Source organism: Amycolatopsis sp. NPDC033938, from assembly GCF_055575975.1.
The window spans coordinates 43,084-63,029 of record NZ_JBVIRO010000002.1; the positions used below are offsets into that span (position 1 = coordinate 43,084).

18 protein-coding genes and 1 pseudogene are annotated in these 19,946 nt (G+C 66.3%); 10 read left to right on the forward strand and 9 right to left on the reverse strand.

All coding sequences use genetic code 11. The features are described from left to right. Positions 1-36: 36 nt before the first annotated feature. From ACZ5ZX_RS06975 to ACZ5ZX_RS06985, 3 genes are read right to left on the reverse strand one after another with little or no spacing between them, the layout of a single operon-like run. Entirely contained in the window at positions 37-1,302 is a 1,266-nt protein-coding gene (locus tag ACZ5ZX_RS06975) for a WXG100 family type VII secretion target (RefSeq protein ID WP_465501094.1), read from the reverse strand. After that, the gene (locus ACZ5ZX_RS06980) at positions 1,299-1,601 is read right to left on the reverse strand and encodes a hypothetical protein (protein ID WP_465501095.1); all 303 of its coding nucleotides are present in this window, start codon (positions 1,599-1,601) and stop codon (positions 1,299-1,301) included. The genes ACZ5ZX_RS06975 and ACZ5ZX_RS06980 overlap by 4 nt, the downstream gene beginning before the upstream one ends. A gap of 26 nt (positions 1,602-1,627) precedes the next feature. Next, positions 1,628-2,224 (reverse strand): YbaB/EbfC family nucleoid-associated protein, encoded by a 597-nt coding sequence (locus ACZ5ZX_RS06985; protein ID WP_465501096.1) that lies wholly within the window; start codon positions 2,222-2,224, stop codon positions 1,628-1,630. A gap of 288 nt (positions 2,225-2,512) precedes the next feature. On the opposite strand from ACZ5ZX_RS06985, the gene ACZ5ZX_RS06990 reads away from it, so the two are divergent. The 5 genes from ACZ5ZX_RS06990 (at position 2,513) to ACZ5ZX_RS07010 (ending at position 9,146) form a co-directional block, all read left to right on the forward strand. Further along, entirely contained in the window at positions 2,513-3,004 is a 492-nt protein-coding gene (locus ACZ5ZX_RS06990) for a GNAT family N-acetyltransferase (protein ID WP_465501097.1), read from the forward strand. A 209-nt stretch (positions 3,005-3,213) separates the two neighbouring features. Further along, the gene (locus ACZ5ZX_RS06995; protein ID WP_465501098.1) at positions 3,214-3,810 is read left to right on the forward strand and encodes a toll/interleukin-1 receptor domain-containing protein; all 597 of its coding nucleotides are present in this window, start codon (positions 3,214-3,216) and stop codon (positions 3,808-3,810) included. Then, the gene (locus tag ACZ5ZX_RS07000; RefSeq protein WP_465501099.1) at positions 3,807-5,432 is read left to right on the forward strand and encodes a KGGVGR-motif variant AAA ATPase; all 1,626 of its coding nucleotides are present in this window, start codon (positions 3,807-3,809) and stop codon (positions 5,430-5,432) included. The genes ACZ5ZX_RS06995 and ACZ5ZX_RS07000 overlap by 4 nt, the downstream gene beginning before the upstream one ends. Further along, positions 5,371-6,054: a hypothetical protein gene (locus ACZ5ZX_RS07005; protein WP_465501100.1), complete on the forward strand. Its 684-nt coding sequence runs from the start codon at positions 5,371-5,373 to the stop codon at positions 6,052-6,054. The genes ACZ5ZX_RS07000 and ACZ5ZX_RS07005 overlap by 62 nt, the downstream gene beginning before the upstream one ends. Further along, on the forward strand, positions 6,051-9,146 hold the full coding sequence (locus ACZ5ZX_RS07010; protein ID WP_465501101.1) for an ATP-binding protein: 3,096 nt from the start codon (positions 6,051-6,053) through the stop codon (positions 9,144-9,146). Before ACZ5ZX_RS07005 ends, ACZ5ZX_RS07010 begins: the two co-directional genes overlap by 4 nt. 43 nt (positions 9,147-9,189) lie before the next feature. Here ACZ5ZX_RS07010 and ACZ5ZX_RS07015 read toward each other — a convergent pair whose 3' ends face one another. Then, entirely contained in the window at positions 9,190-10,071 is an 882-nt protein-coding gene (locus tag ACZ5ZX_RS07015) for a hypothetical protein (protein ID WP_465501102.1), read from the reverse strand. Positions 10,072-10,309: 238 nt separating this feature from the next. Here ACZ5ZX_RS07015 and ACZ5ZX_RS07020 point away from each other — a divergent pair, with 238 nt between their 5' ends. Both ACZ5ZX_RS07020 and ACZ5ZX_RS07025 read left to right on the forward strand, forming a co-directional pair. Next, the gene (locus ACZ5ZX_RS07020; RefSeq protein ID WP_465501103.1) at positions 10,310-10,489 is read left to right on the forward strand and encodes a hypothetical protein; all 180 of its coding nucleotides are present in this window, start codon (positions 10,310-10,312) and stop codon (positions 10,487-10,489) included. Between the two features lie 90 nt (positions 10,490-10,579). Further along, positions 10,580-11,758, forward strand: a complete 1,179-nt coding sequence (locus ACZ5ZX_RS07025; protein ID WP_465501104.1) for a helix-turn-helix domain-containing protein — start codon at positions 10,580-10,582, stop codon at positions 11,756-11,758. Here the strand turns inward: ACZ5ZX_RS07025 and ACZ5ZX_RS07030 are convergent. Next, entirely contained in the window at positions 11,744-14,671 is a 2,928-nt protein-coding gene (locus ACZ5ZX_RS07030) for an AfsR/SARP family transcriptional regulator (RefSeq protein ID WP_465501105.1), read from the reverse strand. The genes ACZ5ZX_RS07025 and ACZ5ZX_RS07030 overlap by 15 nt on opposite strands. A gap of 145 nt (positions 14,672-14,816) precedes the next feature. On the opposite strand from ACZ5ZX_RS07030, the gene ACZ5ZX_RS07035 reads away from it, so the two are divergent. Together ACZ5ZX_RS07035 and ACZ5ZX_RS07040 are read left to right on the forward strand one after the other, a co-directional pair. Continuing rightward, a complete protein-coding gene (locus tag ACZ5ZX_RS07035) occupies positions 14,817-15,476 on the forward strand; it encodes a vWA domain-containing protein (protein WP_465501106.1) in 660 nt (219 codons plus the stop codon). Then, positions 15,473-16,360 carry a hypothetical protein gene (locus ACZ5ZX_RS07040; RefSeq protein ID WP_465501107.1) on the forward strand — a complete coding sequence of 296 codons (888 nt, stop codon included), beginning with the start codon at positions 15,473-15,475 and terminating at the stop codon, positions 16,358-16,360. The genes ACZ5ZX_RS07035 and ACZ5ZX_RS07040 overlap by 4 nt, the downstream gene beginning before the upstream one ends. Here the strand turns inward: ACZ5ZX_RS07040 and ACZ5ZX_RS07045 are convergent. Both ACZ5ZX_RS07045 and ACZ5ZX_RS07050 read right to left on the reverse strand, forming a co-directional pair. Then, positions 16,333-16,635 (reverse strand): annotated as a pseudogene (locus tag ACZ5ZX_RS07045) (hypothetical protein); the annotation flags it as partial. The gene ACZ5ZX_RS07040 and the pseudogene ACZ5ZX_RS07045 overlap by 28 nt on opposite strands. Positions 16,636-16,859: 224 nt before the next feature. Beyond that, positions 16,860-17,516: an SRPBCC family protein gene (locus tag ACZ5ZX_RS07050; protein ID WP_465501108.1), complete on the reverse strand. Its 657-nt coding sequence runs from the start codon at positions 17,514-17,516 to the stop codon at positions 16,860-16,862. Between the two features lie 260 nt (positions 17,517-17,776). Here ACZ5ZX_RS07050 and fabG point away from each other — a divergent pair, with 260 nt between their 5' ends. After that, the gene (gene fabG, locus ACZ5ZX_RS07055; protein WP_465501109.1) at positions 17,777-18,475 is read left to right on the forward strand and encodes a 3-oxoacyl-ACP reductase FabG; all 699 of its coding nucleotides are present in this window, start codon (positions 17,777-17,779) and stop codon (positions 18,473-18,475) included. On the opposite strand, the gene ACZ5ZX_RS07060 is transcribed toward fabG, so the two are convergent. Together ACZ5ZX_RS07060 and ACZ5ZX_RS07065 are read right to left on the reverse strand one after the other, a co-directional pair. Further along, positions 18,469-18,900, reverse strand: coding sequence for a MaoC/PaaZ C-terminal domain-containing protein (locus ACZ5ZX_RS07060; protein ID WP_465501110.1), 432 nt, complete (start codon positions 18,898-18,900; stop codon positions 18,469-18,471). The genes fabG and ACZ5ZX_RS07060 overlap by 7 nt on opposite strands. Continuing rightward, positions 18,897-19,340: an FAS1-like dehydratase domain-containing protein gene (locus tag ACZ5ZX_RS07065; protein WP_465501111.1), complete on the reverse strand. Its 444-nt coding sequence runs from the start codon at positions 19,338-19,340 to the stop codon at positions 18,897-18,899. The genes ACZ5ZX_RS07060 and ACZ5ZX_RS07065 overlap by 4 nt, the downstream gene beginning before the upstream one ends. Positions 19,341-19,946: the final 606 nt, after the last annotated feature.

Sequence of the window (19,946 nt, forward strand, 5' to 3'; positions counted from 1 at the left end):
GTGTGGACATCCGCGCCGGGCTCGGCGCCTATCGGGTCACTTGTCGCCCTCAGGTGGCTTTTCGTTCGCGGCCGGAGGGATGTTCTTCGTTAGCTCGACGATGGTCTTCCCGGCCATGCCCGACGCGCCGTAAGTCGGGTCGCTGAGCACCTTGACCGTCTTCTCGAGAGCGTCCGCGACCTTGGGGTACTTCCTGTGTAGGTCGCCGATCGGGAAGGCGTTCCAGTAGTCGAATTTCCCCAGAATGGCTTCTCGGTCTTCTTTGGACAGCTTCTCCAGCGACTTCGTCAGCTTCTCGCGCACGACCCTGAGTGGCATGTCACTGAGCTTCTCCGGCTTGCCGCCCGGTGGAACCTCGGGCTTCCCGCCGTCCGGAGTGCCGTCGGCCGGTTTGCCGGGCGGGCCTTCGATCGGCTTCTTGCCGCCGGGCATCGGGTGCGCGCCGGGGTTGGGCTTGGGTTTCGGCTGGGGCAGCTTGACCTTGCCGCCACTGAGCGTCAGCTTGACGACATCGTCGGCCGCCCCGCGCGTCTTGGCGAGAATCTTGATCATCTCGCCGAGCCTCTTGGCGCAGTCGGCGATGGCTTTGGCGATCTTGGCGATCGCCACGCCGACCGTGGTCATGATGGAGGTGATCGCCGCGATGATCGAACCACCGAAAGTGACGGGCGCGAGCGCCACCGCCACGATCGCGGCCTTGAGGATGCCCGCCAAAGTCATGGCGATGATGTCGCGGACGATCCCGCGGACGGCGCCGATGATGGCACCTGCAATCCCCATCTGCTTGCCGGCGAGATTCAGGTACTCCGACAGCGCGTCGATCTGGGCGGTGACGCCCTCCATGTCGGAGCGGAAGCGGTCGGCGGCCTCGCCGTCCCACTGCTCCATGAACCTCTTGGTGGCGGCCGCGTGGTCGTCCGACCACTCCTTCACGGCCTTGCCCTCGTTGTAGATCGCCGTCTTGGCCGCCTCGATGCCCTTCGGGTCACCCAGCAGGAAGTCCAGTGGCCAGCGGAAGATGACGATGTGCTCGATCAGCCAGCCGATCCCGGCGGTGAGCAACGACCCGATCGGATCGACGACCATGCCGAGGATTTCGATCGCCATCCCGGCCGAGGCCAGGCCGACGCTGAGCTGGTCGCCGGAGTCGACGGCTTTTTTCAGCGCGAACGCCGAATCGAAGAAGCCCGCTCCCGCGGTGTCGCCGCTGCCCGCTAGGAAGTTGTTCTTCTCGTCCTTGAAGTCTTCGGCCTTGGTGCCGCTGCCGTTCCCGAAGTCGCCCCTGTGGTACTCGTCGCTCACTTGACCTTCACCTCCTCGATGCCTTCGCCCGCCGTGTTGATCAGCTTCTCCGTTTCCGCTTCATTGGCGTCGTACTTCTTCGCGGCCTCGCGCACCCTGTCGGAGAACTCCTTCACGTTTTCCGAATACTTGTTCAGGTGGTCCCGCGCCTTCCCGCAGTGCATGCTCGCGCCGGCACCGTAGATCTGGCCGCCGAAGATGCCGAAGATGCCGGGATCCGCCACACAGCTGCCCACCATGTCGGCGCTCTTCCGCAGCGCGTCCTCGAGCTTGTCGAGGTGACTGGCGAACTCTGTCATGGCCTCTGTCTTGACACCGAATCCGCTCACCAGGGGCTCATTTCCTCGTCGTCGGGAGTGGCAGACCGCCGGGGCCGGGGTGCCGGGGGGTTCGGCGGCTGGGCGGGACGGCCCGTGTGCGGTGGCGGCGGGAAGCCCGACGGCGGAGGAGGTCGGTACCCGGTCGGTGGCGGCGGCGTCCGGTAGCCGGCCTGCGAACGTGGGTCCTCGTCGTGTGCCTCCGGGGCCCACTTGTTCTGTTCGGGGTTCTCCGGGGCGCCTTCTTCTTCCTCCACCTTCGGCAGGAAGGTGCGGACCAACTGGGCGGCTTCGTCCTCGCCGTTGATCTCGGTGTACGACTCCGTGACCTTCTCGACGGTCTGGCGCTGCGCCTGCCGCACGGTCTGCATGACGAGCGAGGAGAGCCGGGCAGGTCCCAGTGAGGTCGCCCGGTTGCCGAACTCGATGGCGCTGAGCGAGCCGTTGGCCTCGACCGTCACCTTCACCGAGCCGTCGGGGGATTGCACCGTGGACGCCGAGGCGGTGAACGCCGCAGTCAGAGCCTTGGCTTTCTCTTCGAGTTTCTTAGCCTCTCGCTCCAGAAGGAGAGCGAAGTCCTCACCTGCATCGAAATTGGGTTGCATGCGTCGCCTTGGCTCGGTTCGGATCGGGCACGAAGGGTGGGGTTCGCCAGCGGTCGGCACATGCTTGCCGAAGCCGCCGCGGAACACCCTAACTTCCACCTCGGGAAGGTAGACCAGTCGGTTCCGGTCCGCAGCGAACCCCCGCGAAGCTTCCGCGATCGGCCGCAAGCTGGTTCGCTTCGTATCGGTACCACCGTGTGGGAACCCGGACAACCCCACTGATCAGAGACTGCCCGAAAGGTCCTCCGGAGGCGGCCGATCAGGCCAAAGGCGCGGGAAGGGAGCGGGATGGGAATCGAATCGGTCGTGCGGAACGCCCGACGAGACGACGTCATGGCCATCTGCCGTTTCGGAGAGGAGCACGTCCGGGCCCACTACGCGCCGTTGATCGGTGCGGAGGCCGCGGACAAGCAGGTCCGGATGTGGTGGCACGAGACGAACGTCGGCGGGGCTGTGGCCCGTGGTTGGGTCGTGGTCGCCGAGGACGGCGGGCGGCTGGTCGGTGTCGGGCAGCGCGGAAGCGACGGCGACGACCACGTGATCTACAAACTCTACGTGCACCCCGCGCATCGTGGTGGCGGGTTGGGGCCGCGGCTGCTCGACGCTCTCATCGACCAGCTGCCCCCGGACGCCGAGCGGCTGTACATCGAGCATTTCATGGCCAACGAGCGCGCAGGTGCCTTCTATGAGCGCGAGGGCTTCACGGTGGAGCGGATTGAGCAGAGTGTCACCGGAGACCCCGGTCTCGGCGTGGTCTGGCGTGCCCGGAACCTTCGCTAGCGAAGCCATGTTGCCCGCCGGACCGACGCGGCCCTGGGCGGGGCGATCCTCGGAAGCCCGCTGGGCATCACGACGACGTCAACCAGGTCGGCCACGCCGCGTCAGACTTGATCGACTGTCCACTTTTTATCATTTTTTTGGACGGTTTCGCAATTTTGGCAACTTATTTTTCTGGCGTCGCGGCATTTGACTTGCTTATGATCGATCGCGTGTCCGATTACAAGTATGACGTGTTCATCAGTTACAGTCGGCACGGAAGTGCGCCGAAATGGCTGCTCAACCACTTCTATCCGAAGCTCGAGGAATACCTCATCGATGAGATTTACCCGAGTCCGAAGATCTTTCTCGACAAGGGTATGTCGCGAGGTGTCGTTTGGTCTCCGGAGTTGAAGTCCGCCTTGCGGTACAGCAAGATCATGATCGCCGTGCTTTCCGCGCCCTACTTCGGCTCGAACTGGTGTATGGCCGAATGGAGAAGTATGGCGGCCCGCGAGAAAATGCTCGGACTGGCCAGTGATGATCGCCCGCAGGGACTGATCTACCCCGTTCGCTACTCGGACTCGGTGCATTTCGAAAACGAGGGCCGCCTGCGGTCATGGTGGGACTTCAAGGGGCTCGATGGCGCGGACAGGGCGTTTCACGGAAGCAAGGACTGGCACGCGTTCCAGTTGAAGGTCCGGGATTGCGCCCGGGACCTCGCCGAGCTGTTGCGGCAGGTGCCGCCCTGGCAGCCCGACTGGCCCATCATCAAGGAGCCGAACCCCGTGCTGGTCCCGCCGCCGCCCATTCCGAGGTTCGACCCATGACCAGTACCGGCACCGTCGTCACCTTCTATTCCTATAAGGGCGGCGTGGGGCGCAGCTTCACGTTGGCCAACGTGGCGGTGCTGCTGGCACGCTGGGGCTACCGGGTACTCGCCGTCGACTGGGATCTGGAGGCACCCGGCCTTCAGCACTACTTCGGCCCATTGTTGCGCCGGCGGCCGAAAGGCGGCGTGATCGATCTCGCGTATGACTTCCTCAACGGTGCCAAGGCGCCGTCGGCTCACGCGGTCCGGGTCAACATCGATGCCGGTCATCTCGCGCTGCTCGCCGCCGGACGGGACGACGACGACTATTCCCGACGAGTCCAAGGCATCAACTGGGAGGATCTGTACGCGCGGGGTTTCGCCGACTTCCTCGAGCGGTGCAGGGCCAAGTGGATCGGTGACTACGACTTCGTCCTCATCGACAGTCGCACCGGGATCTCGGACATCGCCGGGATCTGTACCGCCCATCTGCCGGACCGTCTCGTGGTGGTGTTCACCGCCAACCAGCAGAGCATCGATGGCGCGGTCAGGATCGCGAAACAGGCGAACGCCGCGCGAGACCGGTTGCCCTACGACCGTCCGCCGCACTTCGTGCTTCCGATCCTCTCTCGGCTGGACAACCGGGTGGAGTACGAGCGAGCCGAGTTTTGGCGGCAGCAGGCCGCGGAATCGACGGCTGTCCTGTTCAACAACTGGCTCGACAAGAATGTGACGCAGCAACTGATGCTGCGCCACACGACCGTGCCCTACGTCTCGTACTGGAGCTTCGGCGAGCAACTACCGGTCCACGAGGAGAAGACACCTTCTTCGGACCAGATCTCGTTCGCACTCGAGACGGTGGCAGCGATCATCGCGCAGCAGTTCGATCGAACTGATCTGCTCGCGGACAACCGGGATGCCTACGTCGCGGTGGCACGGACGCACCAGCAGTCGTACAGCCTGGATCTGTTGGTGTCGGTGCCCAGGCTCGAATCGCGCGTCGCCGACGAGCTGATCAGGACCATGGCGGCACTCGGACTCCGGGTGGACCGGTCACAGTCCGGCGATCTGGAGTTCGAGCAAAGCAGCTTCCCGGCAAAGCACCTGTGTCTCGTCGTGGACGGCACGTTGAGTCGTTGGCAGGCGGTGGAGGCGGAGCGGTTTCTCCGGCAGACCCTGGACGCCGACGGTGACCGGCAGCTGTTCTGCGTGCTCACCAGCCGGACCGATCCCGAAGCCCTGCCGCCGTTCCTTCTCAACCTGCGGCTCTTCAGGCTGGGCGAGAAGTTGCTGCCGCTCCAGGTAGCACGGCAACTGCATGCCATCGTCACCGAGGAACCACCGGGTCGCGACAGTTCGGACCTCGCCACTCTCGAAGACGTCGCCGCCGTGCTGCGCACGGTCCCGGTCGAGGTATCGCATCCCGGTCGCTGGGTGCTCATCGAGCAGACCGTCGATGACCTGGCCGCCGCACTGCGCAGCGACGATCTGCGATTGCTCAAGGACCTGACGGTGGATCTGGCCCAGCTGAACCAAGTTCGCTCGACTGGTGATCGCGTCACGGCTTCGGATGGTCTGCATGCCCGGATCGCTGACCTGCTCGATCGGGTCGACCGCCGGATCAGAGTTTCGACCAAGTGAGGGAGAGGGAATGCCGGAGAAATATGAACCCTATGCGCGCGCGGCTCTGTTCGTGCTGATGCTCAATCGCGGAGAAATGACCAATCCAGACCTCAAGAACGAGCACGGGGTCGACCTCAAGCCCGTCGGCAGGGAGAAGCTGATCAAGGCCGGCCTGCTGGAGACCGAGATGGGCAAGCGGCCCTACGTCCACCGGATCACCCCCGCCGGAAAGGACTGGTGCGAACGGGCACTCGCCGACCTCGAACCTCCGGAGCGGTCCAGCGGTCTTGTCCGGATCGGCTTCGAGTTCCTGCGGCACCTTGCCCGTTATGCGCGGAAGCGCGGCATCTCGATCGCCGATCTGATCGCCGGAGACGAGACTCTCGAAGAGCTGATCCGCCGCGTTTACCGGGAACTCGCGCCCAGGCCTAATGCGCAGGTTCGCTTGGCGCATCTTCGTCCCAAGCTTGATGGGGCGGAGCGGGAAGAGGTGGATCAGACCCTGCTCGCCATGATGAAGACCAGTCCCGTCCACCTCTCCCCGGACTCCGACCGACGGAGTCTCACCGATGCCGACCGTGCCGCGGCCATCCGGATCGGCACCGAGGACAAACACTTCGTGGCGATCGAGGAAATATGAACGAGGACCAGCAACTGCAAGCGCTCGCCGCGGTCCGGTTCAACTCCGCCGAGACACCGGACGATGTCTGGGGTGATTCGCCGTTCCACGTCGAGGGCTTGCACACTCGCGTTAAAGCCCGGATCCGTGCGAGCGTCGCCGACGCCAAGAACAGCCGGGGATCGAGCCCCCTCGGGCTCACGATGACAGGGCAGAAAGGTGCCGGTAAGACCCACCTGCTCGGCGGGGTCCGGCGAACCGTCCAGGACGAGGAGGGCTATTTCTTCCTGATCGAAATCTCGACCGGACCCGCGTTCTGGGACGACGTTGTGCGGGCCATGCGCAGCGAGCTACTGCGGAAGGGAGCCGACTCCCAGCTCCAGCTGACCAACCTGCTGCGGCGGCTGTGCACCTTGGCGAAACCGCCCGAGCCGGTGGTGAACGCGGTGCTGGGGCACACGCCGGTCACCGTCGAGGCCGTCAACGGATTCCTCGGCGCGCTGCGACCGGTCGACACTCAGGTCGCCGTTGAGTGTGCCGACACGATTCGTGCGCTGGTGTTGTACGGGGCAGCCGATATCGAATTGGCCGATATCGGCAAGGACTACCTGTCCGGCGCGGCGGACGACGACAAGAAGCGGAAGGCTCGCCGGGCGTGGGGTCTACCGGTCGAGGCCAAGCCGTCTCTCGAGCTGGCCGCGGAGATCTCCCGGGTACTCGCGCTCACCGGCCCGAGCGTGGCCGCGATCGACCAGCTCGACTCGCTGATCAACAAGGCGATCGACGAACCTCCGGTCGAAAACAGCGAGCTGTCGCTCATCGCGGACGGCTTGATCCAGTTGCGGCAGCGGGCCCGGCGAACGGTGACCATCGTCGCCTGCTTGCCGACCACATGGGAATTGCTGTGCGGTGCGGCCACTGATTCGTTCGACGATCGCTTCACCGACACACCGCAACTCGGGGTTATCACGGATCCGGAACTCGCGCGGACACTGGTTGAGAAGTGGCTCGGCGTGATCTACCGGCGCATCGACTTCACTCCACCTCAGCCGGTCTGGCCCGTGGCCGCGGCGACGTTCGCCGAGCCCTGGCCGGGTTACACCCCGAGACAGCTGCTCCGGCGCATCCAGAAACACGCTGAAGCGTGTCTTCACGGCAGGATCCGCGAACTCACTTCGTTCGAGGACAAGCCGCGTGAAGCTGTCGAGCAGGAGCCACGGCCACCGGCGGAGCCTGGCATCGAACTGGACTACTTCACCGACTTCGACCGCAGGTTCGCCGAGCTGCGTGAGAGCACCGACGTCGACGCCATCCTGAACTATCACACCGAAGACGAGGTGATGCCGGACCTGATGCAGGCCGCGTTGCGGTGCTGGATCACCGAAGTCGGAAACGACGACCGGGCGTGGGAGACCGAGCCGCCGGACGGCGGCGGGAACCTGCACGTCAGTCTGTTGCGGGTGCTGAACGAGGAAGGGGATGTCAAGGAACGGTGGATGTTCCGCGTGTTCGGACCGAGCCAGCACGGCAACCGCGTGCTGCGGCGGATGCGGGATGCGAGGAAGGCAGCCGGGATCGGTGACGGCGCGCGCAACCGACACCTGGTGCTGGTTCACCACGGACTCGGCGGCTGGACCGGAAACGTGACGAACAGGGAGTTCAAACAGATCGAGCGCAACGGCGGCTTCCGGGTCGAGATCAGCAAGGACGACGTCAAGACGTTCTGGGCTCTGAGCCAGCTGCTCACCGAGCAGAGTTACCGGCTCTTGAACTGGCTCGTCGCCAGGAAACCGGCCAGCCGGACGACCCTGCTGCGGAAGCTCTTGCCTGATCAGGGAAAGCCACACGGCAACCAGCGGGAAACCCGTCCTCCGCCGCCGAAACCCGCTAGCGAGGACGAAATCACCCTCGGCGCGGACAACGAGATCCGCATCGAACTCGAGTCCCTCCGCAAACACGCCGTCATCTTCGCCGGCTCCGGTTCCGGAAAGACCGTGCTGCTGCGCCGGATCGTCGAGGAATGCGCGCTACGGGGGGTCTCGGCCATCGTGCTCGACCCGAACAATGACCTCGCACGGCTCGGTGACGCGTGGCCGGACCCGCCGGATGACTGGGGGCCTGGCGACGAGGAAAGCGCCGCCGAGTATCTCGCCGGTACCGAAGTCGTCGTCTGGACTCCGGGACGGGCCAGCGGGCGGCCGCTCAGTTTCCACCCGCTGCCGGACTTCGCCGGGGTACGTGACGACGCCGACGAGTTCACCGCCGCTGTCGAGGCCGCCGTTGCGCGGCTGGTGCCGTACGCCAGGGTCGCCGGTGGCACGAAGGCCGCAGTTCGCGGGAAGGCCGTGCTGAGGGAGGCCCTGACGCACTACGCGCGGAAGGAGTCACGCAGCTTGTCCGGCTTTGTCGATGTCCTCGCGGATTTGCCGGAGGGTGTCAGCCGGCTCAGCACCGCCACCAAGATGGCGGCGGACCTCGCCGAGACCCTGCGGGCGGCCATGGTCAACGATCCATTGCTCGGCGGCACCGGTTCGCCGGTCGATCCGGCGACCTTGCTCACCCCGGCGCCCGGCAGGCGGGCGCGTGTCTCGGTGATCAGTTTCATCGGCCTGCCGTCGGAGGCACAGCGTCAGGGATTCGTCAGCCAGCTCCAGCTGGAGGTGTTCGCGTGGATCAAGCACAACCCGGCGGGGGACCGGCCGCTGGGCGGGTTGTTCGTGATGGACGAAGCGCAGACGATCGCACCGTCCGGGGCGTGGACGGCGAGCACCCAGAGCACGATCATGCTCGCTTCGCAGGCTCGAAAGTACGGGCTTGGTCTTGTGCTCGCGACCCAAGCGCCGAAGGGGTTGCACAACCAGATCACCGGCAACGCCACGACGCAGTTCTTCGGCCGGTTGAACAGTCCGGCTCAAGTGGCCGCCGCGAATGACATGGCGCGGGCCAAGGGAAGTGCCGTCGGGGACATTTCGCTGCTCGAACGCGGAGAGTTCTACGTCACCGGAGAGACTTTTGGCTTCCGCCGCCTGCAGGCGCCTCTCTGCTTGAGCTACCACCCGTCCAGCCCACTGCGGTTGGAGGAAGTGCTCGACAGGGCCCGCGACTCCCGATGACGTGAAGGCCGCGTCCCGAAACGGGACGCGGCCTTCACGCTGATCATCCGGCGGTGGCCGTCAGCACGGAGTCGATCCGCTGCCAGAGTGCGGTGAACAACTCCTCCCGAGTCAGCGTCCGCGGCTCGGTTCGGTCTCGGCCGAACACCGACTGGTCGTGCAGTTCCAGCTTGGCCACGCCGGTTTCGGTGTCATAGATCGGGCGGGCCCAGCCGTTTGTGCACGCGCTCGTGGCGTCATGCAAACCGACGACGAAGTTCAACGTTTCGTCACCGCCGATGCCGCCGCGCTGGACGTCCAGCGCGTAGACGATGTCGCCCGCCCTCTCGATCCGCAGAGCGATCCGTTCATCACCGTGATGCGTGGTGCCGGCGAACCCGCGGCCGCGCAACCTCGGGATCGCCGCGGCGAACTGCTCACCCAAGTAGCGCAGAGCTGCCTCCTGTTCGATGTACCGGCTGAAGGTGACCGGTACCGCCGTGGGCGGTCCGATCTCCCGTGCCCGGGTCACCACGTCCGCGAGCCTGCCTCGTTCCCACCCGGCAGCCTCCGCCCGCTCGACGCGGCCGGCCAGCTCCTCGATCAAGTGTTCACCACTGCGCAGGTAGGACACGTGCGGGTGCAGCAGCTCCGGTGGCACGACGACATCGTCGGCCAGTACCGGGAGCACGTGCCGGTCGCCGGTCGCGACCGCGCGCAGCATGGCTGTGGTGAAGTCGTCAAGGGCCGAGATGACCGGGACGAAGAACCGGATATGGGCGTCGGGGAGATCGCCCGCACTCTTGCGGGCCCACCACTCGTGGGTTCGCTCGGGGTCGTGCAGGACGGTCAGACCTCGCTGCCGGCTCGCGTCCTCCAGTTCGCGGGTAGCTGACTGCCGGTCTTCGGCGAACGATATCGCCAGGTCATAGCTCGGGGTCTCCATGGGCGCGCCTTTCTGCTCTTAACCGGCTTACCGCCGGTCTCCTCGGTCGGATCGGCGCAGCATCGACCTGGCGTGTGGACCAGACGTGAACAAGGCGTGGATGCCTGTACCCCGTTGCCCACTGGTTTCGGGCAACGGTCAACTCCTTGTCGGCGAATCCCTGATCACGAATCCTGGTTACAGGGCGCGGAAATTACGGAAAGCGCTCAATCAACCACCTTCCCATGGAGGATTCGTCATGTACAAGAAGCTTGCTGAATACGGTGCTCACGTCCTCGCGATCTGCGCCGTCCTGGCGTTGTCGATGCTCGGTTCCACCGCGGCGTACGAGGGTGATGACGGCGGAACGCCGCCGCCCAGCACCGTCACATCGGCGCCGTCGACCGTCGACTCCGACGGCAATCCCTGGCACGGATGAGCTTGGCGCGCCGGGCCGGCAGACGTCGGCCCGGCAATTGCGCCGCTCCCATCGGAATGATGTACTCGAAAACTCGGAATGGAGGTCGGCGTGGCCGAAACATTCGGTACGTTGCTGCGGGAAAAACGGAAGGCCGCCGGTATCTCGATGAGTCAACTCGCGAAGCGGGTCAACTACAGCAAGAGCTACCTGAGCAAGATCGAAAATGATCTCAAGCCCCCGAACGCGACGCTCGCTCGTATCTGCGACGCTGTCTTGGACGCCGACGGCGACTTGATCGAGTCGGCGCACTCCGCGCGGGCCGGGGCCCTCGGGCGTCGTCAGGTGCTGGCCGGCGCGGGAGCAGTGCTCGGCGTCGTCCTGGCCGGCGGGCCACGCCCGATCCTCGACGAGAGCGTGGTCAACGGCCTGCGCACGTCGTTCGAGCAACTGCGCGGGCTCGGTATGCAGACCAGCCCGACGGTGGTCCTCGAACCGCTCGTCACCCAGACGCACACGGTCCACACGATCGCCCTCGGGAACCCCGAACCCGTCCGGTCCCAGTTGCTACTGCTCGCCGCTCGCATGGCTGAGTACGTCGGGTGGATGAGCCAGGAAGCCGGGAACGAACCGGACGCGCTGTCGTGGACACGGCACGCCGCGGAGCTGGCCCGGGCAGGCGGAGACCGGGAGATCGCGAGTTACGCGTTCGTCCGTGAAGCAGGGCTGGCCTTGTACCGCCAAGACCCTGTCAGCACGATCGATCTCGCCCGGCAGGCCCAGCGGCTGGGCCGGCCCGGAACGCGGACGTTCGGCCTCGCGGCACGGCGGGAGGCCCAGGGACACGCGCTGGCCGGTGACCGGGACGCCTTCGAGCGCGCGCTGGACCGTGCAGGTGAAACGTTGTTCTCGCACACCGCTGATTACCCCGTGCTCGGTTCGACCGTGTCGAATCCGCTGGCGCTCGCTCGTGGTTGGTCGCTGGCCGACCTTGGCCGGGCCGGCGGTGCGGCGGCCATCCTGGACATCGAGGTTCCGAAGGTGTCGTTGTCCAACCGCCGGTCGCGGGCCCGGTTCGGGGTACGCCGGTCACTCGCCCACGCGCTGAACGGGGAAATCGACGAGAGCTGCCGGACGTTGCCGGAGACGCTCGACGACGCGGCGCGCGTCGATTCGGCGACGGTGCGGACCGACCTCCGGGAGCTGTCGAGGTGCCTGAGCCGGTGGCGCGGCCACCACACGGTCAGGGAGATCTACCCGGAGCTGAGTCGGGTGCTACACCGGCGCTGAGCAGGCGCACTCCAGCAGCGCGCGGGCATGCCTGGTTTCATCGGCCTCCGGAAGCCCGAGTGCGGCGAACTCGCTTTCCGCCGCGGCCCAATGGGAGAGGGCACCCTCGTGGTCGTTCATCGCGTGCCGGGTCTCGGCGATGCCGAGGTGCGCCCGGGCACGATACGCACGATTCCCGTTGCCGTCGGCCAAATCCAGCGCCGCTTCGCAGGCGGTCAGCGCCTCGTGCCGCGCACCGCGGGCGAGAGCGGTGGCGCCACGGTCGAGGTAGAGCTGGGTCAGCAGGTCCGCGTCCGGCACGGCCGACGCCACCACCCTGGCCCGTTCGTGGTAGCGCACCGCTTCGGTGAGCTGGCCGCGCTGCCGGTGCACGTTGCCGATGTTGTTCAACGCGTAGGCCTCGACGCAGTGGTCGCCCACTTCGGCCGCGTGGCCGTGAGCGCTGGTGTAGCTGGTCAATGCTTCGGAGAAGAGCCCGAGTTTCTCCTGCACGGATCCGAGGTTGTTCAGGACGTGCGCCACCCCTTGGACGTGACCGATCTCGGTCAGGATCCGGACCGAGGACTCGTGCTGGCGCAGCGCGAGGTCGAGGTCGCCGCGTAATTCGTTGAGATAGCCGAGCATGCTCAACGCGTGAGCTTCGCCGCGCTGGTCGTCGGTCTGCTCGTACTTGGCCAGTGCGGCGGTGAGGTGCGCCATGGACTGGTCATGTCTGCCGAGTTCCATCATGGGGATGGCGAGGGCGCACAACGTCGCCGCTTCGCCGCGCACGTCACCGAGGCGCCGCCACTTCGGCAACGCTTTCGAGGCCAGCTCCACCGCCTCCACGTGCTGCCCGCACCGGTCGCGCGCGGTGGCCAGACGAAGCAGCACGTGTGCTTGGCCGTAATCGTTTCCCAGGTCCGCGGAGACCGTCCGCCAGGCGAGTTCGAGCGTGTCGATCCAGTCCTCCAACTGGTTCGACGTGTTGAAGTAGCGCCACAGCAGTACGGCCGATCGCCAGGTGTGTTCGGGCAGGCCGTTCGTTGCCGCGTAACGGATCGCGGCGACGAGGTTGTCCCGTTCGACGGCGATCCACCGCAAACCTGCGTCCGCGTCGACGAACCCGGGTGCCGCCAGGCCGGTGTGGTCCACCGTGGGCAGCTGCGCGCGGTCGAACGGGTAGGCGGCGCCGACCGCGGCCGCCAGCGTCACCAGGTAGAAGTCGAGCAGCCGCGCCAACGCGGTCGCCCGGTCCGGCTGCTGCTCACCTGCCGCGAACTCCTTGAGTGGATCCAGCATTCGGTACCGCTCCAGTGCGGTCTCCTCCACGAGACTCACCTCGTGCAGGTCATCGAGTAGCTGCCGTGCCTCACCGACTTCGCATCCGGCGAGTGCCGCACCACCGGCGACACCGACATCAGGACCGGGAAGGTGGCCGAGTAGGCGTAACAGAGCGCGTTGCCGGTCGCCGAGTTGCCGATAGGACGCCCGGATGGCGGCCGTGCCGTCGGCCTCACCCCACGGCCCGTTCTCCTCGAGCAGCCTCAGCAAATGCTCCAGGGGCCACCGGTCGTGCCGCCGGAACATCGCGGCGGTCACGCGGATGGGCATCGGCAGGTGGCCGCACCTGGCGACCACTGCGGCGACTCCGGCCGCGCGGCCACGCAGCCGTGCCGGGCCGACCAGCGCGTGGAACAGTTCGGCTGCTTCGTCCGGCGGCAGCGGGGAGAGCCGGACCGGTTCTCCGGAATCGGTGTCTCCCATCCGTCGGCTGGTGACCACGGCAAGGCAACCGTCCGCCTCCGGTAACAGCGGTCGTACCTGCTCCGGCGTAGCCGCGTTGTCCAAGACCACCAGTGTGCGCGTGCCGTACAGTGTCGTCTGGTAGAGCGTGACTTTCCGCCCGACCGTGGCCGGAATCTGCTCGACGGGCACACCCAGTTCGATCAGCAGCTCGGTGAGCGCCTCCGACACGCTCGTGGCGGGAAGGCCTGGCGTGAAGCCGTTCAGCCGGGCCATGATCTGCCCGTCGGGGAACCGGGGGCGCAGCCGATGTGCCGCTTCGAGGGCCAGACCGGTCTTGCCCGCGCCCGGCGCACCACTGACCCAGATCGCTCGGGTGCCGGACGCCGCGGCCTTCTCGATCGTCGCCAGCTCGGCGGCGCGGCCGGTGAACTCACCAGGCCGGGACGGCAGCGAGCTCGGCGGTTCACCTTGCTCTGCTCGCGCGGCGAGGTTTCGCAGCACAGTGCCAGGCTCGACGTCGTGCTCGGCGAGCGCGGCGCGGGTGGTACGGAAGACGCGTAGCGCCGCCATCCGGTCGCCCCCGGCGAGCAGCGCGCGCATGAGAAGCTCAGCGTACTTTTGGTTTGCCGGATCGGAGTGGACCAGTGGACGCAGCCGATCGCGGGCCGAGCGGTGGTCGCCGGTGGTCAGTTCCAGCTCCGCAAGGTCACCGACGATGTCGGTGCGGCTTTCGTCGGGGAAGAGCACCTCTGTGCCGCCCACCCGGTCGATGTCGATGTCCTCGAGGAATCGCCCGCGCCACAGTCCCACGGCCTCCCGCAGCAATTCGATGGCCCGGTGTGGATCGCTGGCCCGCACCTGACCGGCTTCGGCGCGTAGCCGCTCGAATCGAACGGTGTCCAGCTGGTTTTCGCCGAGTCGCAGGAGGTAGCCGGTGGCAGTCGTCTCGATGCTGACGTCGCCCGAGTCCTGTAGCACGTCGCGCAACCGTTTTATATAGGAGCGCACCAAATTCGGCCGGGTTTCGCGGCCGGCCCAGACAATCTGGGCGAGCCGGGAAGGGGATACCGGTCGGTTGGCGTGAAGGAGAAGCACGACGAGGACGAAACGCTGCTGCTGGTCCCCCAGTGAGACGGGTCTGCCGTCGTGCCACGCCTCCAGCGGGCCGAGCATCCGAAACTCCATTTGGCCTCCCGGATGCACCTTGGTGGGTGCAATCGCCCTTGCGCAATCGCCCTTCCGGGTTCGGTCGGTGCGCTTTTCTTCCACGTTCGATGCACACCTGTCGGACAAACTCCGCCGACCGACTCGAGGTGTGAAGGAGTGACTGGTGGAGTCCGACGTGTTGCCGTGTTATGTGGTCTGTGACCTATCGCTTTCGATGACCGATCATTTCGGTGCGCTGAACGCCGGATTGCGTGAATTCCGCGGGGGGATCCACGCTGATTCGTCAGTCGCGGAGCGGGTGCTCTGTTGCGTGGTGGGCTTCGCGGAGACGGCATATGAGGTGCAACCGCTCTATCTGATGGACGACCTCGCCCAACTGCCGGAACAAGGTGAGTCTGTCGGAACTGGTTTTGGGTCTGCGTTCACCTTTCTACGGAAGGCCATCGCCGTTGACGTGCGCGCCCTCGAGGCCCACCGACTGCGGGTGCACCGTCCGCTGATGTTCTTCCTGTCCGACGGCTGCGCGACCGACCCGACGACCTGGCCCGCCGCGTTCGCCGCGTTGACGGACCCGGCCTGGGCGAGTCGGCCTCGGGTGGTGGCCTTCGGCGTGGGCGACGCCGACGAGGACACACTCGGCCGGATCGGTACGTTCCGCACGTTCCTGGCCCGTGATGGTGTAAGGCTGGGCCCCGCGATGATCGCGTCGGTGATGCGGGCGCTCCCCGGTACGGACCGCGCCCGGAGCGTGCACGATCTGTCCACTTCCCGTCTACACGCCGCTCGCACCATGTCTCGAAACGAGAAGGGGGCAGGGTTATGAGCAGGCATGCGCAGCTCATCCAGGAATTGAAGTCACTCCGCAAGGGGCGTGGTTTGCTGGCGGGCAGGATCGAGGAGCGGGTCGGTCCGACCTTGCGATCCGCGTGCGCGGTAGCGGATGGTGACGGGCTTACGGTCATCAGGAACAAGGTCACGGCCCGGCTGGTCGAGCTGGCGGAGCAACTGCCGGATGACCTGCGTCTGGCTGCGCTGGCGGCGTTCGCGATCTACGCGGACGCGGACCAGCCGCTCTATAAGGATCGCCTCCGGTGGACGGCGACGCGGGTGGACCGCGAACCGCGTACGGTACGTCGCCGGGTGGACGAGGCGATCATGATGCTCGCCGACCTGGCCACGGCAGGCGAAAAAGGCGCCGAGCGAATGGCCAGTTGGCACACGACGGATCTGAACGTGGCGGTGGTACTGAGCGGTCCGCGTCCGGAGGTATTCGAGAACCACCGCGTCACCGCCGGGCAGGACGGCCTGCGTGAGCTGGATCTGTCGATCTCGGTATCACCCGACGAAGCAACGCTGTTCCACGGCGGCAAACTCACCACCACTCACCACGGTGGCGTCCGCCTGGTGCTGCCGAAACCATTGTCCCGAGGCGAGTCCCACGAGTTCGCCATGCTGTTCCATCCGCAACGGCTGAGCGGGCAACTGACGTACGTCCCGAGCAGGATGTGCGAGCGATTCGACCTCAGAATCCGCTTCGGCGAAGCACCCGAGGGGGTTTTCAAGCTCGACGGAGTGTTCCAGGAGGAGCTCGCCCGTCGCGACTATCGGGGTGAACGCTGCCGGCCAAACCCGACGGACGAGATACACCTCCGCTTCGGCACGCTCACCCCGGGCCTGGCCTACGGAGCATGCTGGGACCGGTCGTGACGGTCCCGGAATCTCCCACTCGAGGAGATTCCGTACGAGGGCCCGTCGAGCCGGCGATCGACTTGACGCTGGCCGCGCAGGCGGATTACGACGAGGTCCGGAAAACGGTCCTCCTCGATGACCATGTGCACGTGAGCCCGCATGATCGGGTGATCGAGCCAGGCGAGTTCGACGATGTGATCGGGATCGGTGAAGAACGTGCGCAACGGACCCTCGACGTTGCCACCGGCGATCTTCGAGCCCCGCCCGACCCGACGTTTCAGCGTGCGGATGATCACGCGAGGCAAGGTCATGAATGGTGACTGGGTGACGTGGCACCGCACTCGCGTGCCCAGAGCCGGATCTCGCGTGCTTGAAGCCGGGACACTCGAGTGCGGGTTCCAGGCACGCGAGTTACGCGTCTGAGCACGCGAGTTACGCCTTCGCTCTGCCCGCCACCCCGGCGAACGGGCCGCTCACCATCACGACACGTTTGGCTTCCCCTCGATAACCCGAGCGGTCAGCGGCACGGATCGGACTCGGCCGCGGTCTTGAGGTCCTTCAGCCAGATTTCGAGGCCTTGGCCGAGCATCTCGGTGGAGGCGGGCACGTCCTTGTCCACCTGGGGTCCGGTGTGGCTCTCTTCGGTGCGGACGACGACCCCGCCCGGGACCTTGACGAAGTTCCAGACGTGCACGCCGTCGATATGCGTTCCGCCGGGGCCGTCGAGCGGGCCGGTCCAGCGGATGCATTTGCCGGGCTGGAGTTGCCGCACGGTGGAGACGATGACGACGTCGCCGGGCGGGTAGGGGGTGCCGGGCGGGACGGGGATGGTCCACTGGAATTGGGAGTGCTTGCGCAGCGGGCCGTGGTCCAGGCGCTTCATGGTGATGGGGATGACCGGGTTCTGCCAGGACGGCCACGCTTCCACGTCGGTCTGCAGATTCCAGATGGTGCGTAGCGGCGCCTTGATGAACGTCTCGGTCCGATAGCGCACCTTGGCCGCCGGGTCGATGCCTTTGCCTTGGCAGGTAAGCGAAGCCGGTCTGCTGTCGTGAGCGGGGGCGGCCTGCGCGGGCGTGGTGGTGCCGAGGATCCCGGCGATGGCCAGTGGTACCGCGAGCAGGGTGGCACGGGCGCCGGTCCGGCGACGGGAGGTCGAGTGGTTGCCGAGCATGGTTCTTCTCCTCTGTTGGTTACAAGTTCTAGCTGCAGTTAGAACCTATAGCGAAACGAGGGCGGGTGTCAACAGGGGGTGTGACCGTACTTGGGAGACCGGGCGCACCGCGTCGACCGAACCTTCCCGCGGCCCGGCCACGACATCGGGCCGCGAGTGATTGACCGGTCGGCGCGCTGTTGGTGACACTCGCCCGTAGTGCGGGAAATCCGGTGATGTCCGGCCACAGTGGACGGAGTCCGCGGCGAAAGGAGCTCGTCATGGGCCGATCGGTTCTGGTCACCGGCGGAAACCGGGGTATCGGGTTGGCGATCGCCCGGGATCTCGCGGGTCAGGGCCATCGGGTGGCCGTCACCCACCGCGGTTCCGGTGTGCCGGACGGCCTGTTCGGCGTCAAGGCGGACGTCACCGACTCCGCACAGATCGACGAGGCCTTCACGCTCGTGGAGGAGCATCAAGGCCCGGTCGAGATCTTGGTGTCGAACGCGGGCCTGACCGACGACACGCTGCTGGTGCGGATGAGCGAGGACCAGTTCGAACGGGTCGTCGACGCGAACCTGACCGGCGCCTATCGGGTCGCCAAACGCGCGGCCAGGGGCATGCTGCGCGGCAAATGGGGCCGGTTCGTGTTCATCTCCTCGGTCGTCGCGCTCAGCGGAGCGGCGGGCCAGGCGAACTACGCCGCCAGCAAGGCCGGGCTGATCGGCTTCTCGCGGTCGTTGGCGCGGGAGCTGGGCTCGCGTGCCATCACGTCGAACGTCGTCACGCCGGGATGCGTCCAGACCGACATGTTCGAAGAAGTCGGCGAGGAACGGAAGCAGCGGCTACTCGCCGAGATCCCGGCCGGCCGTTACGCGGACCCGGCCGAGATCGCCGCCGCGGTGCGCTTCCTCGCCTCGGAGGAAGCCTCCTACGTCAACGGCGCGGTGTTGGCCGTCGACGGCGGCCTCTGTCACTGAGTACCGGAAGGCGCCGTCAGGGGAAAGGCCACCACGGCTTCACCGCGGACCGACGTGGTGCCGTCACCGACCTTCACCGTGAGTGCGAGCCTGACCAGGCGTTCCCCTTCGCCGTCGGTCACTTTGAGCACGCGTCCGGTGCAGGTCGGCACGGAGCCGAGCGGGATGGGCGCGACGAACCTCGCCTGCAGTGAACGGATCCGGTCCGGGGAGGCCCAGTCGCCGACGAACCGGCCGAGGTAGGCCATCGCGAGCATTCCGTGCGCGATGACGTTTTCGTGTCCCGCCGCGATCGCGGCCGCCGGGTCGAGGTGGATCGCGTTGTCGTCACCGGAGGCCGCGGCGAACTCCGCGAGTTTCCCCGCGCTCACCCGTGGCGCCGACAGCGGCGGGATCTCCTCGCCTGCCGAGGGAAAGTCGTTCACGACGCCACCTCCGCCGGGGAGACCATGAGCACCTGGCGCAGGTCGGCCACCGGTTCGCCGGCGCGAGTGATCGCCGTTTCCTGCACGAGGAAGGTCCTGCCCAGCCGGGTGTAGAGGTCGGTGACCGTGGTGGCGAAGGTCAGTTCCTCGTTCGCGTGCACCGGCGCGTGATAGGTGAAGCGTTGCTCGGAGTGCATGACCCGCTCCACCGCGACGCCCAGCAATTCCAGTATGCCCTCACCCGGCCGGTCCAGCTCGGCGCTGAAAAGCAGCGTCGGCGGCAGCGGGAGATCCGGGTGCCCGGCGGCGCGAGCCGCCGCCAGGTCGTGGAAGACCGGGTCGTTCTCACCGATCACGAGGGCGAACCGGTGTACTCGATCCCGGTCGACTCCGGTGGTGAACGGCGGCAACCGCAGGCCGACGAACGTTTGCTCGATCACGGTCGAAATTCTAAATCCTTTCAACCGGAATGCACAGCGCCCGGCCGTGCCGCGCGGTCGAGATATCGGATTCCGATATTCGCGGTCACCAGGCCTCCGACTTCTTAGGAAACCGGCGCTCGTGAGCGGAGCCGGTGACTTGACTGTCGGATGTTTGCGCAATTCGCGCCGTTAGCGGAATATTTACCCGGGAGATGGTAGCGCTCTGTGATGACAGAAGGTGGGAGCGCTCTCCTGTTACCGGCGAATCCGTGCGGAAGATGCGGATCTTCGCACCCTCCGTCGAATACGGAGCGTGTAAACAGCATCAACGAGAGGCTCGGGTCGGATGACCCCGAAGTTCACCGAAGCGGAGTTCGGAAGTGACGCTGTGTGTATCAAACTGCCCGCGTCATCCCTTGGATGGGTGAATTTCGGCTACTGGCGAGGCGCTGCCGGTTCCGGTTCACTCGTGCTCGAGACGCCGCTTCGGCGAGGGCGGAACAACGCGGGCAAGGCCTGTCGACAGGGCGCGTCCGATCAAGAGCGGCGGGGCGGGCATTGTGCTGCGTTCCTCTTCTCGAATGGATTTTCGGACAGTGTGGAGGCATTCCTTTGAACTCGATT